Genomic DNA, 20,609 nt, shown 5'->3' with positions numbered 1-20,609 from the left:
TGGCGGCCGTGCCGCGCCGCAGGGCGGACTCAACCGCCGAGCGCCGCCTCCAGCTCCGGCAGCACCTGGAACAGGTCGCCGACCAGGCCGATGTCGGCAACTTCGAAGATCGCCGAGTCGGCATCCTTGTTGATGGCGACGATGGTGCCGGCGTCCTTGATGCCGGTGAGGTGCTGGATCGCGCCGGAGATGCCGATCGCGACATACAGCTCCGGCGCGATGATCTTGCCGGTCTGGCCGACCTGCATCTCGTTGGGGCAGTAGCCGGCGTCGACCGCGGCGCGCGATGCGCCCACCGCCGCGCCGAGCTTGTCGGCGAACTTGTAGATCACCTCGAAGTTCTCCTTCGAGCCCACGCCGCGGCCACCCGACACCACGCGGCGCGCCGACTGCAGGTCGGGGCGATCGGTGGAGCCTGCGGCGAGCCCGACGAAGCGGGTATGACCTGGCAGGGTTGCGTCGACGCTGGCCGCCTCGATGGCGGCGCTGCCGCCCTTGCCTGCTTCCTTCCACGACGCGGTGCGCACGGTGGCCACCACGATCTGGTCGGCGGCCGCTTCGACGGTGACGATCGCGTTGCCTGCGTAAATCGGACGCTTGAACACGTGGCTGCCTTCGACCGCCATGACATCGGACACCTGCGCGGTGCCGAGCAGCGCGGCCACGCACGGCATCAGGTCCTTGCCGAACGTGGTCGAGGGGCCGAACACGTGCGTGTAGCCGGCGGCCAGCGCGGCCACCTGCGGCGCGAGCACCTGGGCGATGGCGTGCTCGTTGGCGGCATTGGCCACGGTGAGCACGCGCGTGACGCCGGCGATCTGCGCGGCTTCCGCGGCGACGGCGGCGGGATCGGACGCCAGCACCACGATGTCGATGGCGTCGGGCGACAGCGCCTGCGCGGCGGTGACGCACTTGGCGGTGGATGCGTTGAGCTTGCCGCCGTGGTGTTCGGCGACGATCAGGACCTTGGCCATCAGAGCAACCCCTTTTCCTTCAGTGCGGCAACCAGCTCGGCCGCGTCCTTGACCATCACGCCCTTGCTGCGCTTTGCCGGCGCGGCGTACTGCGTGGCCTTGAGCGCGCCGCCGCCCTCGACGCCGAGGTCGGCGTACGGGATCGATTCCAGCGGCTTGGACTTGGCCTTCATGATGTCGGGGAGCTTGATGAAGCGCGGCTCGTTGAGGCGCAGGTCGGTGGTGATGACCGCCGGCAGGTCCACTTCCAGCGTTTCCAGGCCGGCGTCGACCTCGCGGGTGACCGTGGCACGGCCGTCGGCAACCTCGAGCTTCGACGCGAACGTCGCCTGCGGGCGGCCCCACAGCGTGGCCAGCATCTGGCCAGTCTGGTTGGCGTCGTCGTCGATCGCCTGCTTGCCGAGGATCACCAGGTCCGGCTCTTCCTTTTCCACCAGCTTCAGGAACGCACGCGCGGCGGCCAGCGGCTGCACGTCCTGGCCGGCGTCGATGACCACGTGGATGGCGCGGTTGGCGCCCATGGCCAGGCCGTTGCGCAGGTGCGGCTGCGCGTCGGCAGGCGCGATGGTCGCGACCACGACTTCGGTGGCAATGCCCTTGTCGCGCAGGCGCAGGGCTTCTTCCAGCGCGATCTCGTCGAAGGGGTTGGCCGACAGCTTGACGCCGTCGGTGATCACGCCGGTACCGTCCGGCTTGACCTGGATGCGGACGTTGTAGTCCACCACGCGCTTGTAGCCGACGAGGATTTTCATCGTTGCGGTGCGTCCTTGGGGGTAGGGCGGAAACCCGCGATTTTAGCGGGCCGGAGGCCGCGGCGCGAACTTGGCCCCCGCGGTGGGGCGGCGATCATGCCCCGGCGGCTGGCCGCAGCACGCGCCGCCCGAGCAGGAAGGTCACCGGCATGCTGGCCGCAACCGAGAGGAACGGCGCCAGGCGCGGGTCGATGCCGAGCGGTCCGATGGCCAGTTCCAGCACGCTGGCGCCCACAGCCCAGCCGGCCAGGCACACCAGCGGCCAGGCGGCGAAACTGCGCCATCCACGCCGCGCACGGAACGCGTAGCGGGTGTGCAGCAGGTAGCCGAGGCCCACGCCGACGACGAAGCACACCGCGTACGCCGCCTGCGGCGCCATCCACGGCAGCAGCAGCCAGTACACGATCAGGCAGGCGACCGTGTTGGTGCCTCCGGCCGCGACGAAACGCACGAAGGTGGCGGCGGTGCCGTCGTGGCGCAGCGCGGCCAGCAACCTGTTCATGCGCCGGGCGCGGCGGCAGCCAGCGCCAGAAAGGTGTCGTAGTCGCGGACATAATCGGCGGCGTCGTAGGCGTGCGATGCGAACACCAGCAGCACCGCATCGGGCGAATAGCGGTACTGCGTGCCCCAGGTCATCGGCGGCAGGTGCAGGCCCAGTTCGGGTGCGTCGAGGGTGAACTCGCGGCGGTGGCGGCCGTCGTCGGCCAGCACGCGCACCGAGCCGTGCACGCAGACCAGGAACTGGTGGCATTCGCGATGCGCGTGTTCGCCGCGGGTCTCGCGCGAGGGCACGTCAAACACCAGGAAGTACCGCGCCGGCGCGAACGGCAGGTCGCGCGCGAACTCGCCAACCGCCAGCGAGCCACGCAGGTCGATGAAGCGCGGCAGCCGCACCATGCGCGCGCCGCCGGTGCCTGGCAGCGGATCGCTGCCGCTACCGGCAGGCGTCGGGGATGCGGACTCGCGCGGGGCATCGCGCGTATCGCCGGCGAGCACCTGGCCGGCGTCGTCATCGGTGACATAGCCGACGATGCGCGCCGGGTTGCCGACCACGATGGCGTTCGCCGGTACCGAACGGGTGATCACCGCGCCGGCGCCGATCATCGCGCCGCGGCCGATGCGCACGCCGGGCAGCAAGGTGGCGTTGGCGCCGATCGACGCGCCGTCCTCGACCACGGTTTCCGCGTAGCGCTCGGGTCGCTGCCGGCTGCGCGGGAAGATGTCGTTGCTGAAGGTGGCATTGGGGCCGACGAAGACGTCGTCGCCCAGGCGCACGCCGTCCCACAGCTGCACGCCGCACTTGATGGTGGTGCGGTCGCCCACCACCACGTCGCCCTCGATGAACACGCCGTCGCAGACGTTGCAGTCGCGGCCGATGCGCGCGCCCGGCAGCACGTGCGCGAATGCCCATACCCGCGTGCCGGCGCCGATGCTGTCGCTCTCGCACAGCGCATTGGGATGCACGTAGTGGCTCATGGTGCCTCGCCCTCGAAGGTCTGCTCGCTGTGCACGAGCGCCAGCGGGCGCGCCTTGGTGTTCTCGAACGCGCGCCAGGCATAGCTGCCCACCACGCCCAGGCCGAGCGTGTTGATGGCACCGAAGAACAGGATGGTGAACACCGTGGCCGCGTAGCCCGGCACGGTCACCAGGCCCGACACCTTGGCCACCACCACCACCACCGCGAGGGCCACCGCCACCACCAGCGCCAGGGCGCCGGTCGCGAACAGGATGCGCACCGGCAGGTCGCTGAAGGCGAACACGCTGTCGGAGAAGTATTTGAGCTTCTTGCCGAGCGTCCACGCGCTGCGGCCGTGCTCGCGCCGGCGGCGCTGGTAGGGCAGGAACACGCGGCGCCCGCCCAGCCAGAACAGCTGTGCAAGCAGGCTGGTGTTGGACTCGCGCAGGGCCACCAGGCGGTCGCGGAAATCGGAGCTGACCGCGAAGATGTCCACGCCGCCGCGCGGGATGTCGGGCATCACCAGGCGCCGGTACAGCGACCAGAACAGCGTGGACAGCAGCTTGCCGAAGAACGGGTCGTCGCGCCCGTCGCGCACGCCGAAGCCGACGTCGGCACGGCCGTCGCGCAGCGCGGCGAGGAAGCGCAGCGCGAGTTCCGGCGGTTCCTGCAGGTCCGCCGCCATCACCGCGATCACCCGGCCGCGCGCCTTCTCGAGGCCGACGCGGATCGCCGGGAAAGCACCGAAGTTGCGCGTCAGCTCGACCAGCTGCGCGGGGAAGCCCGCGGTGGGCAGCGCGTCGCGCAGCAGGGCGTGGCTGTCGTCGGGGCTGCCGTCGACCACCAGCACCGCCTCGAAGCCGCCCTCCGTCCCGCGCGCCAGCCCGCGCAGCGCGTCGAGCAGCGGCGCGATGGAGCCGGCGTTGCGGTACACCGGCACCACCACCGAAAGCGCGGGGGTCAGAAGCGGTTGCATGCGGCGATCACCCTGTCGGCCTCGTCATCGGTCAGCTCCGGGAAGCATGGCAGCGTCAGCGCGGTGCGCGCCTGGCGTTCGGTCATCGGCAGCGACCTGCCGGCATAGCGCCCGGCGAAGCAGGGCTGCCGGTGGTCGGGCAGCGGGTAGTGCACGTCACTGGCGATGCCGGCCGCGTCCAGGTGCGCGCGCAGCGCATCGCGGGCCTCGCCGTACACCACATACAGATGCGCCACGTACTCGTCGCCCGCAGGCGCTGGCACCGCGATGCGCGCATTGCGGATGCCCTGCGAATAGCGGTTGGCGATGTCGCGGCGGCGCCCGTTCCAGCCGTCCAGCAGCGGCAGCTTGATCGACAGCACGCGCGCCTGCAGTTCGTCGAGACGGCTGTTGCGGCCACCTTGCAGGGTGTTGACGTACTTCTGTTCCCACCCGTACTGGCGCAGCGCGCGCACGCGCGCGGCCACGGCGGCCTCGCGGGTGACCACGGCGCCGGCGTCGCCCAGCGCACCGAGGTTCTTGGTGGGATAGAAGCTGAAGGCGGCGGCATCGCCGAATGCGCCGGCGCGGCGACCGTCCGGGGTGCACGCGCCATGCGCCTGCGCGCAATCCTCGACGAGCGCGACACCACGCGCGCGGCAGGTGTCGGCAATGGCGTCGATCCGCGCGAGGCGGCCGTACAGGTGCGTGGCCACCACCGCGCGCAGCGGGCCGTCGCTGTCGCAGGCGCGCGCCAGCTGCGCCGGGTCCAGCGTGGCGTCGGCGTCGACATCGACGAACACCGGCTCCGCGCCACAGGCCAGCGTGGCCGTGGTGGCATACATGGCGGCGTTGGCGGGCACCGCGACGCGATCGCCGGGCACGACGCCGATGGACTTCAGTGCAAGCTCCAGTGCGTCACTGCCGTTTGCGACGCCGACGCAGTGGGCCACGCCGCAGTACGCGGCAAAGGCGGACTCGAACGCCGAAACGCCCGGCCCCAGCACGTAATGCCCGCTGTCCACCACGTCGGCCAGGGCCGCGGCGAGCTCGACGCGCAGCGCGGCCACGTGGCGCACCAGCGAATTGACGGGAACAAGGGGTGGGCGCATGCGTCACGGCGGTACCGGTTGGCCTGCATTCTGCCAGAACGCGGCCGGGCGCCCGCCGCGGCGGGCGGCGGCGGCGCCACGCTATGATCGGCCGCCGCACGGGGCAGGCCAGGACCACCACGATGACGATCGAGCTGCACAGTCCCGACCCGCGCGGGCGCCACGGCGCGCATGCGGCGATGCTGCTGCTTGTGCTGTCGGCGACGCACCTGGTGTTCAACTTCCTGCTGACGCCGAACAGCCCGTTCCCGAACCACCCCGACGACTTCTCGTTCCTCGCCGGCACGCTCGCCGACATGGGCTGGGACTGGAAGCGCCCGGTGTCGACCAACGTGATCTTCCTGGTCGCCGCCTGCGGCCAGCTGGCGTCCTACGTCGTGCTCAACGCGTCGGCCGTGCTGGTGGCGTGGCTTGCGCTGCTGCTGGTGCGCGACGTGTTCGGCGTGCGCCCCGGCGTGCTCGCGGCGGTCGCCTGCGGCGTCGTGCTGTCGAGCCATCCGGCCGCGCTGCAGCACGGCAAGTACCTCGGGCTGATGACCAACCTGGTGTCGCATGGCTTCGGCCTGGCCTGCCTGCTGCTGCTCTGGCACGGCTGGCGACGCGCCAGTGCCTGGCGTTGCGCACTGGCGGCACTGGCCTACGTGGCCAGCGCGTTCGCGAAGGAGGACTTCGTGCTGCCGCCGCTGCTGCTCGTCGCGCTGTTGTGGGCGAGCGGGGCCACGGCGATGCGCGTGCCGCCGGCCGCGATGCCGTGGTCGCGTGCGTCGCGGATCGCGGTATCGATGCTGTTCGTCGCGATCGCCGTGGGCTCGATGGCGTGGCAGGCCTATGACCGGAACCCCTTCGTCGCCGGGCTGTTCACGCCCGACAGCAGCAGTGCGTCGTATGCGGTGGAGCTAGCGCCCGCGGCACTGCTGCGCGCCTTTGCCACGTTGTTCCTGGGCTACACCTGGGTGGCGACGCTGCTGGCGGCTGCGGCCTGTGCCGCCCTGTGGTTCGCGGCGCCGGCGCTGCGTCTTCGCCTGTGCTGGCTGGTGGCGACCGTGGTCTCGCTCGCGGTGCCGTACGCGCTCATCCCCAACAACATGCCGGTGTATCGCGCGTATGCGTGGCTGCCGTGGATGGCCGCGATCGTCGCGGTCGCGCTGGCGTACCTGGCGCAGCGCGCTCCATTGCACGCGACGACGATGGTGCGTCGCTCCGTACCCGCGCTCGCCGCGACCGCGGTTGCGCTGGGCGCGGCGCTGCTCCACCACGACGCACGGCTCGAGCTTGCCGGGCGCTACGCGGCTGGCGAGTCCGTCAACCGCCACATGCTCGAATTCCTCGAGCAGCAGCGCGCCGGGCTGGAGGAAGCACCGCTGGTCGCACTGTACGGGCTGGGCGAGAACTCGCCCTGGTGCGGCAACGGCACGGTGTATCTGTCCCGCAAACGCGGCTTCGAGCAGCGCTGGCTGGTGTTGGCCCCGGGCGAAACGGCGTGCTACCGGAATCCCGCGCAGGCCGGCCGCAAGCCGCGGCACGATCTGCGGGTCACGGTGGCGCCGCCCGCCCATGCCTGTGCGCAGCCGACGCTGCCGGTGCTGGCGTTCGATGCCTACGGACGCGGGACGCGCATGACGGGTCGGGACCTGTGTGCCGCCAGCGGCGGTGCGGCGGCCCGACCCTAGGGCGTCGGCACCGCATCGCCGCGGCCGAGGAGCCGGCCGGGACGTTCGATGCGCACGGCGTGGCGTCCGGGCGACGGGATGGCCAGCGCCACCTGGTAGCCGTTGACGCGGAACATCGGCGTGGCGCGTCCGTCGACAGTCGCGCGCCAGCGCGCCGCCGGGTCTTCGTTGAGGATCAGCAGGCCGGGGCCTGTCGCGTCCACCGTCGCCAGCAGCAGCGTGCGCGCGTTGTGGTGCAGCGTGACCTCGCCATCCAGGCGTCCCGTGCCGGCGTGCCGCGCGACATCGACCGCGGCGGGCAGGTCACCCGCGCGCACCAGGGCGCGCAGCGGAGACGCCTGGCCGTGCGCGAGGAGTGACTCGACCGGATCCGCGACCACGGCCATGCCGCCCACCAGCTGGTACAGCCGCGGCAGTGCGTCCACGTGCGTGCGCAACACCAGCCCGGGTCGCAGGATCTCGTCGCCCGGTTGCGCATCGGCCTCGGGCCACAGCGACCAGCGAACGCCATACAACGCGGCGACCATCGGGCTCGCCTGCGACAGCAGGCGGTACTTCGCGTGCTCGGCGGGGCCAATGCCGCCGTGGATCGAGCGGAAGCCGTGCGTCGTCCACGCGTGGGTGAGGAGGTGCGCGTTGTCGACGCTGCCGCCAAGCATGAAACGGTAACGGTCGCGCTCCGGCAGGCGTTCCGCCAAGGCTGCGGCGTCGGCGTGCGCCTGCACGCGGTCGGCATGGAACAGCATCGCGTCGTCGTGGGCAAAGCGCTTGTTGTGCATGAACGGCGCCCACGCACTGCCCGCCAACAGCGCCACGCAGGCGAGCGCGATGGCGCCGCCGCGCGGCGCACGCATGCACCAGCCCAGTGCCGCGAATGCCACCAGCGCGGCCAGCAGGGCGCCGGGGCGGTACGCGCCGGTGGACGCCAGGGTGGCGATGATCATCGCCACAAGCCCCAGCACACCCAGCCATGCCCACGGATCGCGCAGGAGCGGCGGCGGCGTGCGCAGCCGCAGCGACTGCAGGCCGAGCGCGGCCAGCGGCAGCAGCAGCACCACCGCCAGGCACGACCACCAGGTCAGTTCGCGCACCTTGTTCGCCAGCGGCACGATCGCCAGCAGCGGTGCCATCGCTGCGAAACACGACAGCAGCGCGAACAGCGCGACCGCGAGCAGCGCCCGCGCGAAACGGCTTGCCGGCAGCGCCGGGAGCGAGCGGCCCAGCACGGCCAGCGCGGCCACCAGGATCGCGCCGCCCAGGTAGGCATTGCCGATGCCGCGCCGGTATTCGAAGCCCAGCACCAGCCCGGCATCCGCCGGCGCCAAGGCGTGCTGGCGCAGCGCTGCCACCGGCACGGCCTGGTTGCCGGTGACGTGGCCGCCGACCTCGCCAAGCCAGCGGATCGCGCGCGCGTGGAAGGCGAGGATCTCGAAGAGGTAGGGCCAGGTCGCGGCGAATACCAGCAGCGCGGCCGCTGCAAGCCAGGCGCTGGTGGTTGCGAGCGCGCGCAGCCCGTCCTTGTCGCGCGCAAGCACGGTCTGCGCCGCGACCAGCAGCCAGGCCACGCCCGACGCCCACGCCGCGAACACCAGGTTCTGCGCGGGATGCGCGTACACCAGCAGCGTTGCCGCCAGCGCCAGCGCGACCGCCATCGGTGCCTGCGCCCTCCATCCCCCCGCCGCATACAGTCGCGCCTGCGCGGCCAGCACCCACGGCAGCCACGCCATGCCGGCGATGATGTGTGGCCAGCCGGCCGCGCTGCGCACTGCGGGAAACCATGGCAGCGCAAGGCCAACGGCCAACGCCAGCGCCGTGCGCACGCCCAGGGCGCGGGCCAGCGCGCAGGCGCCCGCGCCGAGCAGCGCGAGGTGCAGCATGGCGATGAAGTTCAGCCGGTCCAGCGTGGCCGCCGGCGAGGCGTCGGCGCCCGCCCAGTTGAAGTACAGCGGGTAGAGCATGTGGTAATTGGGGTTGGACCAGTTCGACTCGCCGGCCCTCACGCTTTCGGTGTACATCGCCGCCAGCAGCCCTTCCTCGGCGATGGCGTGGCTGGCCTCGTTGAAGAACGCCAGCAGCATGTCGGCCTGGTCCGGGCCGCGCGCCAAGGTTTCGCCTGCGTAGTGCACGCGGGCGATCGCGAACACCGCCGCCATGACCGCGAGCAGCAGTGCGAACTCGCGCAGCGCGCGCATCGACCAGCGGCGAGCCTGCGGCTGCCGCACGTCAGCCAAGCGCGTGCAGCGCGCGGTCTGCGGCCTCGAGCACGCGGTCCATGTGCGCGTCCAGGCCGATCCACATCGGCAGCCGGAACAGGCGCGCGGAGACGTCATCGGTCACGTCGAGCGACCCGTGCGTGCGTCCGAGCCGAGTCCCGGCGGGCGAGGAATGCAGCGGCACGTAATGGAACACCGACAGCACGCCGTCGGCGCGCAGCGACTCGAGAATGCGCGTGCGCGACGCCAGGTCCGGCGCCAGCAGGTAGTACATGTGCGCGTTGTGTTCGCAATGCGCCGGCACCACCGGCCGGCGCACGCGTCCGGCCTGCTCGTGCGCCTGCGCCCACGCGTGGTAGCGCGCCCACAGGGCCAGGCGGCCGTCGGTGAGCGCGCGTGCGTGATCGAGCTGCGCCGCCAGGAACGCCGCGGTGATCTCGCCCGGCAGGAACGACGAGCCGAGGTCGCACCACGTGTAGCGGTCGACCTCGCCGCGGAAGAAGCGGCCGCGGTCGGTGCCCTTCTCGCGGATGATCTCGGCGCGCGCGACCAGCGCGGGGTCATTGACCAGCAACGCGCCGCCTTCGCCGCAGATCACGTTTTTGGTCTCGTGGAAACTGAGCGTGCCGAGCGCGCCGATGCTGCCCAGCGGCTGGCCGCGCCAGCGCGACATGATCCCCTGCGCGGCGTCCTCGACCACCACCAGGCCGTGGCGTGCGGCGATGGCCAGGATCACGTCCATCTCGCAGCCGACGCCGGCGTAATGCACCACGCAGATCGCGCGCGTGCGCGGCGTCACCGCCGCCTCGACCAGGCGCTCGTCGATGTTGAGCGTGTCCGCGCGCACGTCGACGAACACCGGCGTGGCGCCGCGCAGCACGAAGGCGTTGGCAGTGGAGACGAACGTGTACGAGGGCAGGATGACCTCGTCGCCGGGGCCGACGTCGGCAAGCAGCGCCGACATCTCCAGCGCCGCGGTGCAGGAGTGGGTGAGCAGCGCGCGCCTGGCGCCGGTTTCGCGCTCCAGCCAGGCGTGGCAGCGGCGGGTGAATGCGCCGTCGCCGGAGAGGTGACCCGCGGCATGCGCCTCGGCGATGTTGGCCAGCTCGCCGCCGGTCATGTGCGGGCGGTTGAAGGGGATCATGCCGGACGCCCTCATGCGTGCACCGCCTTGCGCGCGATCACGACCCGGCTGCCGCCCACCGGCAGGCGGATCCCGCACGCCACGAGCGCGCCTTCGATGCGCATCGCCAGGTCGAGGAGCGCGTCGAGCGGCCGAGGCAGCGCGAGTTCGGCGAGCGGGTCGTAGGCGACGTCGGGGCGCCGCGGCCGCAGCCGCGACAGCATCATCAGCGGCAGCAGCACGCTGGTGAAGCTGCCGCTCCAGGTGATCGCGAAGCCGGCGGCGCGCAGCTTCGCCTCCAGCTCGCCGCGCGCATAGCGGCGCACGTGATGCGCGGCGACGTCCTGCTCGCTCCACAGCCACGGGTGCTGCGGAACGGTGAGCGCCACGATGCCGTCCGCGCGCAGCGCCTCGTGGATGCTGCGCAGTGCCGCGCCGTCGTCGTCGATGTGCTCGAGCACGTCGTAGGCGCCGATTGCATCGAAGTCCGCGTCGAACGGCAGGGCGCGGGCATCGAGCTGCAGCAGGTGGGCGCGCGGCACGCGTGCGCGTGCGTAGGGCAGGCTATCGGCGAGGAACTCGCTGCCGCTGATGCACCAGCCGGGAAAGCGCTCGGCCACCGCCGCCAGCACGAATCCGGTGCCGCAGCCGACCTCAAGGTAATCGCGCACGTGGCTGCCGTGGCGGGCGAGCAGTCGCAGCAGCAGGCGGTTGCGCGCGCGGAACCAGAAGTTGCCGGCTTCGAGCGCCGCCAGCTTAGGAAAGAACGCCGCGTCATAGCCGCCGCTGCGTGCGCCCATCACGTACGGAACCCGGCCTGCACCAGCGCGCAGGCGCGTCCGGCATCGTCGCGCAGCCAGGCATTGGCGCGGCGCAGGCCGGCCGTCGACGCCCAACCCTGGCGGAGCTCAAGCGTGTGCGCGCGGCGTGCATCCAGCGCCGCGAGCGGCAGCTGCGCCAGCATGTCGATCTGCACGTTCGCGTCGCAGGCGTCGGCAAGCAGGGCGGCAATGTCGCCGGGCGGCAGCGGCCAGCCGCCGGCCTGGTCGCGCAGCGCGCCGGCGGCGTAGTCGCGCGATACCGTGCGCACGCCCGGCGCACCGAGCATCGCGTTGACGTGCAGGGTGTCGTAGGCGGCATACAGGTGATAACCCTCGCGCGCCCAGACCTTCTGCACCGCGAAGTTGTCGACCTTGGTGGACATGCGCATTTCCGCGAAGCCGAGCGCCCGGTAGTGGCGCTGCGTGTGGCGGATCAGGTCGCCGAACAGGCCGCTGCCCGACTCCGAAGGCAGCACGCCGTAGATGCCGCCGTTGGCGATGCCGGCCGCGGCGTCGGCCTCGCAGCAGGCGAAGGCGACGATGCGCCCGGCGCGCCGCGCCACCCAGCTGGCGGTACGCGCGCCGCCGCGGTGGGCCAGCGCCCATTCGCGGTAGCCGGCCAGGGCAAGATCGGGTGCGAACAGCGGGTTGGCGAAGTAGTGGCTGGCGTAGCCGTTGAAGCTGGCATCGACCAGCGCGGCCAAGGCGTCGTCGTCGGCCGGCGTGGCCGGGCTGATGTCGACGTCGGCATTCGTCGATGCATGCGGCACGTGGCGCTGCAGGTCGACCGTGTAATACACCAGCACGCCGGCGTCGATCACCTCGAAGCCGAGGCCGGCAAGCGCGCGGACGCGCTGCGAGTCGCCGACCGGCAGGCGATAGATGGCGACGTCGGCGGCGCTGGCCAGCAGCGCCGGCAGGGGGTCGCCGTCAAGCCTCGTGGCCCGCCAGACCTCGAGACCGAAGCGCGCGCTGTCGGGCGCCGAGCGCGCGAGGCCGGCGTGCTCAAGCATCGGCCAGGGATCCTTCCGCGCCGGTTTCCCGCTCCACCACGAAGGCCGGCCGGCGCTTGCTGTCCTTAAAGACCTGGCCGACGTACAGGCCGACCACGCCGACGCAGAACATGAGGATCCCGCACAGCAGCCAGATCGACGCGATGATGCTGGTGTAACCGGCGACCCCGGTGCGCCCGCTGAAATACAGCCACACCGCCGCCAGTACCACGGCGAACGAAAACAGCGACACGCCCATGCCCAGCTTGACCACCAGGCGCAGCGGCTTGTCGGAGTGCGACAGCACGATCGAGAGCGCGAGGCGGGCGGCCTTGCGCAGGTCGTAGGCACTGCGGCCGACCGCACGTTCGGCGTGCACCACCGGCAGCGAATCGGATGGCAGCCCGGTCCAGCGCACCATCAACGGAAAGCAGCGCTCGCTTTCCGGCATGCGCAGCAGCAGCTCCACCACGCGGCGCGAATACACGCCGAAGTTGGCGACGCGGTGGTCCTGCGGCACACCGGACAGCCAGCCCAGCAGGCGGTAGAAACACCACGAGCTCAAGCGCTTGCCGAGCGTGTCGCGGCGCCCGGTGCGCTGCGCATGGACGATGTCGACGCCCTCGCGCGCGCGCGCCAGCAGCGACGGGATGGCCTCCGGCGCGTCCTGCAGGTCGCAGTCCATCACCGCAACGTGCGCGCCGCGCGCGTGTTCGAGGCCGGCGTAGATCGCCGCGTGCTGGCCGAAGTTGCGCGACAGCCGCAGTCCGCGCACCTGGGGATGGCGCAGCGCGAGCTCTTCGATGCGCGCCCACGCGCCGTCCGGGCTGGCGTCGTCAACCAGCAGGATCTCGATGCGCTCATGGCCATCGAATGCGCGCAGGCAACGCTCCACCAGCTCCTCCACGCAGCCCGCACAGCCGTAGACCGGAGTGACGATGCTGAGCGTGGGTGGCGATGGCGGAGCGGTGGGCATCGGGTCGCGGCGCTGCGGAGGGGCCGGGCAATAGTGCCGCAAGCCGCGGGCAATGGACATCGTGCCGGCGGCTGCGGCAGTGCGCGCCGCTATACTCGCGGGCGGCGAACACCGACCCCGAATGCATGGTCCCGAGCCCCGCGCGCGCACCCGGCGCACCGCACCACGCGCATCACCTGGCCTGGCTGCTGGCGCTGCCCGCGCTGCTGGCGGCCGTACATGCCGTCGCGCTCGCCGGCAGCATCGCGAATCCGCTGGTGTACTCCGACAACTGGACCTTCATCGAAACCTTCCTGAAGGTGGCGCTGGAAGACGGCGCCGGCTTCGGCGACTTCCTGGTCAGGCGCGCGGGCGTCGACCACGCGCAGCCGCTGGGCAAGCTGCTCATGCTCGCCAACGCGCGCTGGGCCGGGCTCGACTTCATGTTCGAAGCCCGCGTCGCGCTGGGCTGCGTGGTGGCCGGCTGGGCGCTGCTCTGCGTGGTGGTGCTGCGCGAGCGGGGCGAAGTGCCGGTGACGCCGCTGGTCGTGTTCCTCATGGCTGCGGTGCTGGTGGTGCAGCTGGCGCCGGCGAGCGTGGATGTCTACGCCTACCCGATGGTGCTGATGGCGCACGCGTTCTACCTGCTCGCCTTCGTCGTGCTGGCCGCGGTCTGGCACGCCTACCGCGGCGGGCGCGCGTGGCCGCTGGTACTGGCGATGGCCGCCTGCGGCATCGTCGGCGACGATTCCGCGATCCTGCTGGTCGCGGCGGCCGCGCCGGCGCTGCTGCTGGCCGGAGCGCGCGAGCAGCGCCTGCGCAGTGCATGGCGGGTCGTTGCGCTGCTGGTGCTGGTGCTGCTTGCCTGCCGTGGCGCCTACGCGCTGTTCGGCGAGATCCGCGGCAGCACCAGTCCCGACTTCAACGTCGGCATGGCCGCGCGCGTGGCCGGCCTGGCTGCGCAGTGGCGCGACGCATGGGCGTGGCTGGCAACGCCGCTCAGCGCGGGGCTGGCGTCGGGCGCAGCGCTGCGCGCGACCTTCGGCGATGGCTGGCTGGCCGCTCGCATCGCGCTGGCGCTGCTGGTCGGTGGCCTGCATGCATGGTTCTGGTGGCGGGCGTGGCGCCTGCGCCCGGGCGCCACCTGGTTCCTCGCGGTCGCGCTGATGCTGCTGTTCTACGCGATGGTCGCCGGGGTCCTCTACGGCCGCGTGTTCGTGCGCGGCACCGCATTCCTCGACCAGGGACGCTACTCGGTGTTCTACCAGGTCGGGATCGTCGCGCTGCTGTTGATGGCACTTGCCGAAGGCGCGCTGGCCAGCGGCCGCGCGCGAGCGCTTGCCTGGGGTGCCGGTGCGGCCTTGCTGCTGCTGCAGCTGCCGCTGGCGCTCCACGCCTGGCAACAGGTGCCGGGCCACCGCGACGCCTATGCGCACATGGCACGCGACATGGCCGCGATGGCGCGCGACCCGCTGCATCCGCCCGCGGGCTGCGCGGTCGGCATCGACGTCTGCGTGCGCCCGGAAGCCACGCGCGTGGCGCTGATGGCGATGCTCGTCGAGCACCGCTTGAACCTGTTCTCGCCGCGGTTCCAGGCGCGCCATCCCGAACTGGCCCGCGCCGCCGGGCTGCTTCCGCAGTCCGCAGCACCTGCCGAATGAACGCGCGCGTCGGCTACAGGTTCTGGTAGTTCGGCCCCGCGCCGCCCTCCGGCGTCACCCAGGTGATGATCTCGTAGGGATCCTTGATGTCGCAGGTCTTGCAGTGCACGCAGTTGGCGGCATTGATCTGCAGCCGCTTGCCGTGCGCGGCCTGCGCGTCCTCGACGATCTCGTACACGCCGGCCGGGCAGAAGCGCGTGCAGGGATTGCCGTACTCCTCGGCGCAACGGGTCACGCAGACCTCGGTGTCGTGCACCAGCAGGTGCACGGGCTGGTCCTCGTCGTGCTCGGTGGCGGCGAAGTACACGCCGGCGAGGCGGTCGCGCGGGGCGAGCTCGCGCTTCACGTAGTCGCGTTCCGGCTGCCCCTGGCCGCCCAGCCTGTCCAGCGACGACCAGTCCGCCTTGACCTTGAGCGTCCACGGCGAGTGCCCGCCGACAGCGGTTTCCCAGGCGGCGTTGAGCAGCCCGAACCACAGGCCCTTCTTGAAGCCGGGCTTGATGTTGCGCACCGCGCGCAGCTCGCGCATGGCGTCGGAATCGCGCAGCTTCGCGTCGTAGCCCTCGGGCGCAAGCCCAGCGGCCGCGAGGTGCTCGGCGGCAAGCATGCCCGAGCGGATCGCCTGGTGGGTGCCCTTGATCTTGGGCACGTTGAGGAGCCCCGCCGTGTCACCGATCAGCAGCGCGCCGGGCATCTCCACCTTGGGCAGCGACTGCCAGCCGCCGGTGACGATGGCGCGCGCGCCGGCGGAGAGGATGGTGCCGCCCTCGAGCAGCGGCTTGACCGTCGGATGGTTCTTCCATTGCTGGAAGGCCTCCCACGGCCGGTATTCGGGATCGCTGTAATCGAGGCCGCTGACATAGCCCAGCGCCACCTGGTCGTTCTCCAGGTGGTAGAGGAAGCTGCCGCCGTAGGTGTCGTTGTCGGCCGGCCAGCCGAGCGAGTGCACGATCTTGCCCGGCGTCACGCGGCCGGCGGGCAGCTGCCACAGCTCCTTGATGCCGATCGAATACGCCTGCGGGTCGCTGTCGGCATCGAGTTCGAAGCGCTTCACCAGGCGCTTGGTGAGGTGCCCCCGCGCACCTTCGGCAAGCACGGTGACCTTGGCGTGGATGTCGATGCCGGCGGTGTAGCCCGGCTTCTCCGAGCCGTCGCGGGCGACGCCCATGTCGCCGATGCGTACCCCGGTGACGCGGCCGTCGGCGGCGTGCAGCGTCTGCGCGGCGGCGAAGCCCGGATAGATCTCCACGCCCAGCGCCTCGGCCTGCGGCGCCAGCCACGCGCACATCGCGCCGAGGCTGACGATGAAGTTGCCGTGGTTGCGCATGCCCGGCGGCACGATCGGGAACTTGCGGCCGCCGTCCTTCGTCAGGTACCAGAGCTCGTCCTCGCCGGCCGGCACGCAGATCGGCGGCGGGTTGTCGCGCCAGCCCGGCAGCAGGGCATCGAGCGGGCCGGGCTCGATCACCGCGCCGGACAGGATGTGCGCGCCGATGGTGCTCGACTTCTCGATCACGCAGACCGAGATGTCGGGGTTCAGCTGCTTGAGGCGGATCGCGAAGGCCAGGCCGGCGGGGCCGGCCCCCACCGTCACGACGTCGTATTCCATGACGTCGCGCTCGGGCTCGGGCACGTCGATGGTGGTGGCAGGTTCGGCTGGCTGGTTCATGCGGGCGGCCCGTGTTGCAGTGCGTTGATTGTCGCGGCTCGCGCGGTGCGCGGCAAACCGACGTGGTGGTGCGTGCTAGCGTGCGCGCCATGGCGCTCATCCCGGTCACGCTCGAAGGGGCCGATCTCGCGTTCGATCCGGCCTGGCTCGCGCGCGCGGAAGCGGACGCACTGTTCGAGCGGCTGCGCGCCGACGTGCCCTGGACGGTGCACCGCATCCGCATGTTCGGGCGCCTGGTCGATTCGCCGCGGCTGTCGTGCTGGATCGGCGACGCCGGCGCCGGCTACACCTATTCCGGCACGCGGTTCGAGCCGCAGCCGTGGCCACCGGCGCTGGCGGACCTGCGCGCGCGCGTTGCGGAAACCTGCGGCGAGGAGTTCAACAGCGTGCTCGCCAACCTCTACCGCGACGGCCGCGACGCCATGGGCTGGCACCGCGATGACGAGCCCGAGCTCGGGGCAAGGCCGGTGATCGCATCGCTGAGCCTCGGGGCCACGCGGCGCTTCGTGCTGAAGGAGGCGGTGGCCGCGGGTTCGAGCGTCATGCCCTCGAAGCTGGCGCTGGAACTCGGCCACGGCAGCCTGCTGCGCATGGCCGGCGACACCCAGCGCCATTACCGCCATGCGCTGCCGCGCACCGCGCGCGCGGTGGGGCCGCGCATCAACCTGACGTTCCGCAGGATCCGCTCAGCGCCCTGAAGCGGTGGACGGAGCGGGCGCGGTGCGGGCGTGTTCGGCACCGGTGGCCAGGGTCCAGCCGGCGACGTCGCGACCGAGCGTTTCCAGCGCGGTCGTGAAGGTGGTCGCGACCGTGCTGACATCGGTGCCCGCCGCCAGTTCGGACACGGTGAACGTGCGTGACGCCACGATCCCCTGCGAGCGTGCGTGCAGCAGCTTGGCGTGCAGCTCGATGGTGGCCGCCGGCGTCGCGCGGCCGGCGTAGTCGGCCTCGAAGCGGCGCAGGTCGAGCAGCAGGCGGTAGTCGGGCGCCACGCCGCTGCCACGGCGCGCGACCCCGGCTATGTGGCCGGAATCCTCGAGCGTGCGCAGCACCACTTCTTCGACCATGTCGGTCGGCGAGCGCGCCCAGCTGGCGCCCGAATACACCTGCAGCTCGCCCGGCGACGGGCGCACCGCGATGCGGAACGTGTCGACGGTGCGCGCGGCGCTCGGCGCATTGATCGCGAGCTGCCAGTCGACGCGCGGCCAGGCGGGATCGGCGGCCACGCGCGGGTCGGGCGAGTAGATGGCCGCGCGTTCGCGCTCGCCGGCGCCGCCCAGGATCGAACAGGCGCCGAGCGCCAGCGCTGCGGCCACGATGGCCAGGCGCGCGGTTGCGGTGATCGGTTTCATTCGGGTTCGAACTCCTTCGGCGCGTCACGGCCGAGCAGGTAGCGCGTGGGGTTGGCATCGAAGCGGTCGCCGATGCGGCGCAGGTCGCGCACCAGCGAGCGCAGCTCCGACAGCGTCGGGCCGAGCTGCGCCAGGCCGTCGTTGGCGAAACTGTTGATGGCGTTGCGGTTCTCGCCAAGGATCAGGTCGGCGCTGTTGGCGGCGGAATCCATCTTGGCCAGCGTAGATTCCAGGTCGGCCACCAGCCCGGGCAGCTTGGCCACGAAGTCGCGTTCCAGTCCGGTCATCGCGCGGTTGGAGGTCTCCACCACCACCACCAGGTCTTCGCTGGCCTGGCGCGCATTGACGATCAGCGCGGCCAGGTCCTCGCGCTGGCCGGCCACGGCGCCGGTCATGCCTTCGATGTTCTCCAGCGTGCGCGCGATGCGCTCCACGTTCTCCTCGCTCAGCACCAGGTCCAGGCGCGCCACCAGGCGGTTGGCGGTGTCGGCGATGTTCTGCAGCGCCGAGGCCTCGGTCAGGATCACCGGGATCGCGCCGTTCTCGCGCGCCTCCAGGTGCGGGGCGTCCGGGCTGCCGCCGGTCAGCTGGATGAAGGTCGAGCCGGTCAGCCCGGTCACCGAGAGCTTGGCGCGGGTGTCGATCTTCACCGGTACGTCGGCCTCCACCCGGATGCGCGCCACCACGCGCCGCGGATCCTGCGGGGCGAGCGACAGCGCGTCGACGGTGCCCACCGCGATGCCGTTGTACTGCACCACGCTGCCTTCGAGCAGGCCGGTGACAGGCTCGTTGAACACCACGTGGTAGCTCCGCCAGTTGCGGTCGGTGGAGAACTTGGCGGCCCACAGCCCGAACAGCAGCAACGCAAGCGCCGCGGCCAGGGTGAAGGCGCCGATCAGCACGTAGTTGGCCCTGGTTTCCATCGTCAATTGTCCTCGGCGGCGCGCTGTGTCGCCCGTTGCGCCGCGCGACCGCGCGGACCATTGAAGTATTCCTGCACCCACGGGTGCTCGAGGCGCTCGATCTCGGCCAGCGGCCCCACCGCCACCACCTTGCGGTCGGCAAGCACCGCCACGCGGTCGCAGATAGCGTACAGGGTGTCCAGGTCGTGGGTGATGAGGAACACCGTGAGCCCCAGCGCCTGCTGGAGGGTGCGGATGAGGTGGTCGAAGGCCGACGCGCCGATCGGATCCAGCCCCGCCGTGGGTTCGTCGAGGAACAGCAGCGGCGGGTCCAGCGCCAGCGCGCGCGCAAGGCCGGCGCGCTTGCGCATGCCGCCGGACAGCTGCGACGGCAGCTTGCCGAGTGCGTCGGCAGGCAGGCCGGCAAGCTTGATCTTGAGCAGCGCGAGCTCGTAGCGCAGCGAGTCCGAGAGGCCCGGGTAGTGCTCCTTCAGCGGCACCTCGACGTTCTCGCCGACAGTCAACGACGAGAACAGCGCACCGTCCTGGAACAGCACGCCGGTGCGGCGCTCGACATGGATCCGGTCGGCGGGATCGTCGGACGCGCTGTCGACGCCCATCACCTCGATGTCACCGGCATCGGGCTTGCGCAGGCCGATGATCGAGCGCATCAGCACCGACTTGCCGCTGCCCGAGCCACCCACCACGCCGAGGATCTCTCCGCGGCGCACGTCGAGGTCCAGGTTGTCGTGCACGACCTGGTCGCCGAACCGGGTGCACAGCCCGCGCACGCGGATGATCGGCTCGTCGGCGTTCACCAGCCCACCTGCATGAACCAGATCGCGGCCAGCGCGTCGAAGATGATCACCAGCGAGATCGTCTGCACCACGCTGGAGGTGGTGCGCTCGCCGACCGACTGCGCGGTGCCCTTGACCTGCAGCCCCTCCAGGCAGCCGATCAGGCCGATCACCATCGCGAACAGCGGCGCCTTGGACATGCCGACCAGGAAGTGGCGGATCTCCATCTCGTCGTGCATGCGCGCCAGGTAGGCCTGCGGCGGGATGCCGAGTTCGAACGCGCCCACCGCCATGCCGCCGAGCAGGCCTGCGATCATGGCGATGAACGTCAGCAGCGGCAGCATCACCAGCAGCGCCAGCAGCCGCGGGATGACCAGCACGTCGACCGGGTCCAGGCCCAGCGTGCGCATGGCGTCGATCTCCTCGCGGCTGACCATCGCGCCGATCTGCGCGGTGAACGCGCTGGCGGTGCGGCCGGCCAGCAGGATCGCGGTCAGCAGCACGCCGAACTCGCGCAGGAAGGCGATCGACACCAGCTCCACCACGAAGATGGTGGCGCCGAAGTCGACGAGGATGTTGGCGCCCAGGAAGGCGATCACCGCGCCGACCAGGAACGACAGCAGGATCACCAGCGGCACCGCGTCCAGGCCAACCTGCTCCATGTGGTGCACGGTGGCGGTGACGCGGAAGCGGCGCGGCTCCTTCACCATGCGCAGCATCTTGGCGAGGTTCTCGCCGAGGAAGCTCACCAGCGCGACGATCTCGTTCCAGTTGTCCTGCACGGCGAACCCGAGGCGCCCGAGGGCCGCGGCAACGCCGTATTCGCGGCGCTTGCGCGGGCGGTCGTCCACCACGTCCTCGATCGCCGCCACCAGCGCGTGGTGGTCCTGGTGGAATTCGAGGGCCTCGAGATCCAGCCCGCGCGCACGCGCGAAGCGCATCAGCTGCAGCACGCCCACGGTGTCGAGCCGCTCCACGCCGCGTGCGTCGATGCCCGCAATGCCGTCGGGTGCCGCGCGCAGCGCGGCGGTGAATATTTCGGCGTTGCGCAGCGTCCAGCGTCCGGCAAGCCGCCAGCGCCCGGCGTCGTCCGGATCGGGTGCCATGCTGGGCGCGGTGGTGGCGGGGGCTGGCATCGTGCGTGGGCGGGCCGTCGCGAAGTTGCACGGAGGATACCGAACACCGTGAAGACGGCGCATGCGATC

19 protein-coding genes are annotated in these 20,609 nt (G+C 71.5%); 3 read left to right on the top strand and 16 right to left on the bottom strand.

What is annotated here, in order from left to right; all coding sequences use genetic code 11:
- Positions 1–29: 29 nt before the first annotated feature.
- The 6 genes from JHB91_RS07670 to JHB91_RS07645 all read right to left on the bottom strand — a co-directional run bounded on the left by JHB91_RS07670 (position 30) and on the right by JHB91_RS07645 (position 5,249).
- Complete coding sequence (locus JHB91_RS07670) at positions 30–974, bottom strand: electron transfer flavoprotein subunit alpha/FixB family protein (protein ID WP_199472299.1); 945 nt, start codon at positions 972–974, stop codon at positions 30–32.
- Complete coding sequence (locus tag JHB91_RS07665; protein ID WP_199472298.1) at positions 974–1,726, bottom strand: electron transfer flavoprotein subunit beta/FixA family protein; 753 nt, start codon at positions 1,724–1,726, stop codon at positions 974–976. Before JHB91_RS07665 ends, JHB91_RS07670 begins: the two co-directional genes overlap by 1 nt.
- A gap of 94 nt (positions 1,727–1,820) precedes the next feature.
- The gene (locus JHB91_RS07660; RefSeq protein WP_199374928.1) at positions 1,821–2,228 is read right to left on the bottom strand and encodes a GtrA family protein; all 408 of its coding nucleotides are present in this window, start codon (positions 2,226–2,228) and stop codon (positions 1,821–1,823) included.
- A complete protein-coding gene (locus JHB91_RS07655) occupies positions 2,225–3,202 on the bottom strand; it encodes a WxcM-like domain-containing protein (RefSeq protein ID WP_199472297.1) in 978 nt (325 codons plus the stop codon). The genes JHB91_RS07660 and JHB91_RS07655 overlap by 4 nt, the downstream gene beginning before the upstream one ends.
- A complete protein-coding gene (locus JHB91_RS07650) occupies positions 3,199–4,158 on the bottom strand; it encodes a glycosyltransferase family 2 protein (RefSeq protein ID WP_199472296.1) in 960 nt (319 codons plus the stop codon). Before JHB91_RS07650 ends, JHB91_RS07655 begins: the two co-directional genes overlap by 4 nt.
- Entirely contained in the window at positions 4,143–5,249 is a 1,107-nt protein-coding gene (locus tag JHB91_RS07645) for a DegT/DnrJ/EryC1/StrS family aminotransferase (RefSeq protein ID WP_199472295.1), read from the bottom strand. The genes JHB91_RS07650 and JHB91_RS07645 overlap by 16 nt, the downstream gene beginning before the upstream one ends.
- Positions 5,250–5,371: 122 nt before the next feature.
- On the opposite strand from JHB91_RS07645, the gene JHB91_RS07640 reads away from it, so the two are divergent.
- A complete protein-coding gene (locus JHB91_RS07640) occupies positions 5,372–6,919 on the top strand; it encodes a hypothetical protein (RefSeq protein ID WP_199472294.1) in 1,548 nt (515 codons plus the stop codon).
- Here JHB91_RS07640 and JHB91_RS07635 read toward each other — a convergent pair.
- The 5 genes from JHB91_RS07635 to JHB91_RS07615 are packed head-to-tail and all read right to left on the bottom strand — an operon-like array spanning position 6,916 to position 13,044.
- Positions 6,916–9,150 carry a hypothetical protein gene (locus JHB91_RS07635; RefSeq protein ID WP_199472293.1) on the bottom strand — a complete coding sequence of 745 codons (2,235 nt, stop codon included), beginning with the start codon at positions 9,148–9,150 and terminating at the stop codon, positions 6,916–6,918. The two genes, JHB91_RS07640 and JHB91_RS07635, sit on opposite strands and share 4 nt — an antisense overlap.
- Positions 9,143–10,276: a dTDP-4-amino-4,6-dideoxygalactose transaminase gene (gene rffA / locus JHB91_RS07630; protein WP_199472292.1), complete on the bottom strand. Its 1,134-nt coding sequence runs from the start codon at positions 10,274–10,276 to the stop codon at positions 9,143–9,145. The genes JHB91_RS07635 and rffA overlap by 8 nt, the downstream gene beginning before the upstream one ends.
- An 11-nt stretch (positions 10,277–10,287) precedes the next feature.
- Entirely contained in the window at positions 10,288–11,055 is a 768-nt protein-coding gene (locus tag JHB91_RS07625) for a class I SAM-dependent methyltransferase (RefSeq protein ID WP_199472291.1), read from the bottom strand.
- Entirely contained in the window at positions 11,055–12,089 is a 1,035-nt protein-coding gene (locus tag JHB91_RS07620) for a hypothetical protein (RefSeq protein ID WP_199472290.1), read from the bottom strand. The genes JHB91_RS07625 and JHB91_RS07620 overlap by 1 nt, the downstream gene beginning before the upstream one ends.
- Positions 12,082–13,044 (bottom strand): glycosyltransferase family 2 protein, encoded by a 963-nt coding sequence (locus JHB91_RS07615; RefSeq protein ID WP_199375156.1) that lies wholly within the window; start codon positions 13,042–13,044, stop codon positions 12,082–12,084. Before JHB91_RS07615 ends, JHB91_RS07620 begins: the two co-directional genes overlap by 8 nt.
- A 125-nt stretch (positions 13,045–13,169) precedes the next feature.
- On the opposite strand from JHB91_RS07615, the gene JHB91_RS07610 reads away from it, so the two are divergent.
- Complete coding sequence (locus JHB91_RS07610) at positions 13,170–14,684, top strand: hypothetical protein (protein ID WP_199472289.1); 1,515 nt, start codon at positions 13,170–13,172, stop codon at positions 14,682–14,684.
- 13 nt (positions 14,685–14,697) lie between these two features.
- On the opposite strand, the gene JHB91_RS07605 is transcribed toward JHB91_RS07610, so the two are convergent.
- The gene (locus tag JHB91_RS07605; protein ID WP_199472288.1) at positions 14,698–16,353 is read right to left on the bottom strand and encodes an electron transfer flavoprotein-ubiquinone oxidoreductase; all 1,656 of its coding nucleotides are present in this window, start codon (positions 16,351–16,353) and stop codon (positions 14,698–14,700) included.
- 89 nt (positions 16,354–16,442) lie between these two features.
- Between JHB91_RS07605 and JHB91_RS07600 the strand changes: the two genes are divergently transcribed.
- Complete coding sequence (locus JHB91_RS07600) at positions 16,443–17,051, top strand: alpha-ketoglutarate-dependent dioxygenase AlkB (protein ID WP_199472287.1); 609 nt, start codon at positions 16,443–16,445, stop codon at positions 17,049–17,051.
- On the opposite strand, the gene JHB91_RS07595 is transcribed toward JHB91_RS07600, so the two are convergent.
- The 4 genes from JHB91_RS07595 to JHB91_RS07580 are packed head-to-tail and all read right to left on the bottom strand — an operon-like array spanning position 17,040 to position 20,510.
- A complete protein-coding gene (locus JHB91_RS07595) occupies positions 17,040–17,705 on the bottom strand; it encodes an ABC-type transport auxiliary lipoprotein family protein (protein ID WP_199472286.1) in 666 nt (221 codons plus the stop codon). The genes JHB91_RS07600 and JHB91_RS07595 overlap by 12 nt on opposite strands.
- Entirely contained in the window at positions 17,702–18,628 is a 927-nt protein-coding gene (locus JHB91_RS07590) for an MlaD family protein (RefSeq protein WP_199374939.1), read from the bottom strand. The genes JHB91_RS07595 and JHB91_RS07590 overlap by 4 nt, the downstream gene beginning before the upstream one ends.
- Positions 18,629–18,630: 2 nt before the next feature.
- Positions 18,631–19,425 carry an ATP-binding cassette domain-containing protein gene (locus JHB91_RS07585; protein ID WP_234446983.1) on the bottom strand — a complete coding sequence of 265 codons (795 nt, stop codon included), beginning with the start codon at positions 19,423–19,425 and terminating at the stop codon, positions 18,631–18,633.
- A complete protein-coding gene (locus JHB91_RS07580) occupies positions 19,422–20,510 on the bottom strand; it encodes an ABC transporter permease (protein WP_199472285.1) in 1,089 nt (362 codons plus the stop codon). Before JHB91_RS07580 ends, JHB91_RS07585 begins: the two co-directional genes overlap by 4 nt.
- Positions 20,511–20,609: the final 99 nt, after the last annotated feature.

Source organism: Luteimonas sp. MC1828, from assembly GCF_016461615.1.
Taxonomy (GTDB): Bacteria; Pseudomonadota; Gammaproteobacteria; order Xanthomonadales; family Xanthomonadaceae; genus Luteimonas.
This window is presented reverse-complemented; position numbering and strand designations above follow the sequence as displayed.

Excerpts from the sequence above, each read along its gene's own strand:
- JHB91_RS07670 (WP_199472299.1), bottom strand. The coding sequence starts at position 974 with ATGGCCAAGGTCCTGATCGTCGCCGAACACCACGGCGGCAAGCTCAAC.
- JHB91_RS07665 (WP_199472298.1), bottom strand. The coding sequence starts at position 1,726 with ATGAAAATCCTCGTCGGCTACAAGCGCGTGGTGGACTACAACGTCCGC.
- JHB91_RS07660 (WP_199374928.1), bottom strand. The coding sequence starts at position 2,228 with ATGAACAGGTTGCTGGCCGCGCTGCGCCACGACGGCACCGCCGCCACC.
- JHB91_RS07655 (WP_199472297.1), bottom strand. The coding sequence starts at position 3,202 with ATGAGCCACTACGTGCATCCCAATGCGCTGTGCGAGAGCGACAGCATC.
- JHB91_RS07650 (WP_199472296.1), bottom strand. The coding sequence starts at position 4,158 with ATGCAACCGCTTCTGACCCCCGCGCTTTCGGTGGTGGTGCCGGTGTAC.
- JHB91_RS07645 (WP_199472295.1), bottom strand. The coding sequence starts at position 5,249 with ATGCGCCCACCCCTTGTTCCCGTCAATTCGCTGGTGCGCCACGTGGCC.
- JHB91_RS07640 (WP_199472294.1), top strand. The coding sequence starts at position 5,372 with ATGACGATCGAGCTGCACAGTCCCGACCCGCGCGGGCGCCACGGCGCG.
- rffA (WP_199472292.1), bottom strand. The coding sequence starts at position 10,276 with ATGATCCCCTTCAACCGCCCGCACATGACCGGCGGCGAGCTGGCCAAC.
- JHB91_RS07625 (WP_199472291.1), bottom strand. The coding sequence starts at position 11,055 with ATGGGCGCACGCAGCGGCGGCTATGACGCGGCGTTCTTTCCTAAGCTG.
- JHB91_RS07620 (WP_199472290.1), bottom strand. The coding sequence starts at position 12,089 with ATGCTTGAGCACGCCGGCCTCGCGCGCTCGGCGCCCGACAGCGCGCGC.
- JHB91_RS07615 (WP_199375156.1), bottom strand. The coding sequence starts at position 13,044 with ATGCCCACCGCTCCGCCATCGCCACCCACGCTCAGCATCGTCACTCCG.
- JHB91_RS07610 (WP_199472289.1), top strand. The coding sequence starts at position 13,170 with ATGGTCCCGAGCCCCGCGCGCGCACCCGGCGCACCGCACCACGCGCAT.
- JHB91_RS07605 (WP_199472288.1), bottom strand. The coding sequence starts at position 16,353 with ATGAACCAGCCAGCCGAACCTGCCACCACCATCGACGTGCCCGAGCCC.
- JHB91_RS07600 (WP_199472287.1), top strand. The coding sequence starts at position 16,443 with ATGGCGCTCATCCCGGTCACGCTCGAAGGGGCCGATCTCGCGTTCGAT.
- JHB91_RS07595 (WP_199472286.1), bottom strand. The coding sequence starts at position 17,705 with ATGAAACCGATCACCGCAACCGCGCGCCTGGCCATCGTGGCCGCAGCG.
- JHB91_RS07590 (WP_199374939.1), bottom strand. The coding sequence starts at position 18,628 with ATGGAAACCAGGGCCAACTACGTGCTGATCGGCGCCTTCACCCTGGCC.
- JHB91_RS07580 (WP_199472285.1), bottom strand. The coding sequence starts at position 20,510 with ATGGCACCCGATCCGGACGACGCCGGGCGCTGGCGGCTTGCCGGACGC.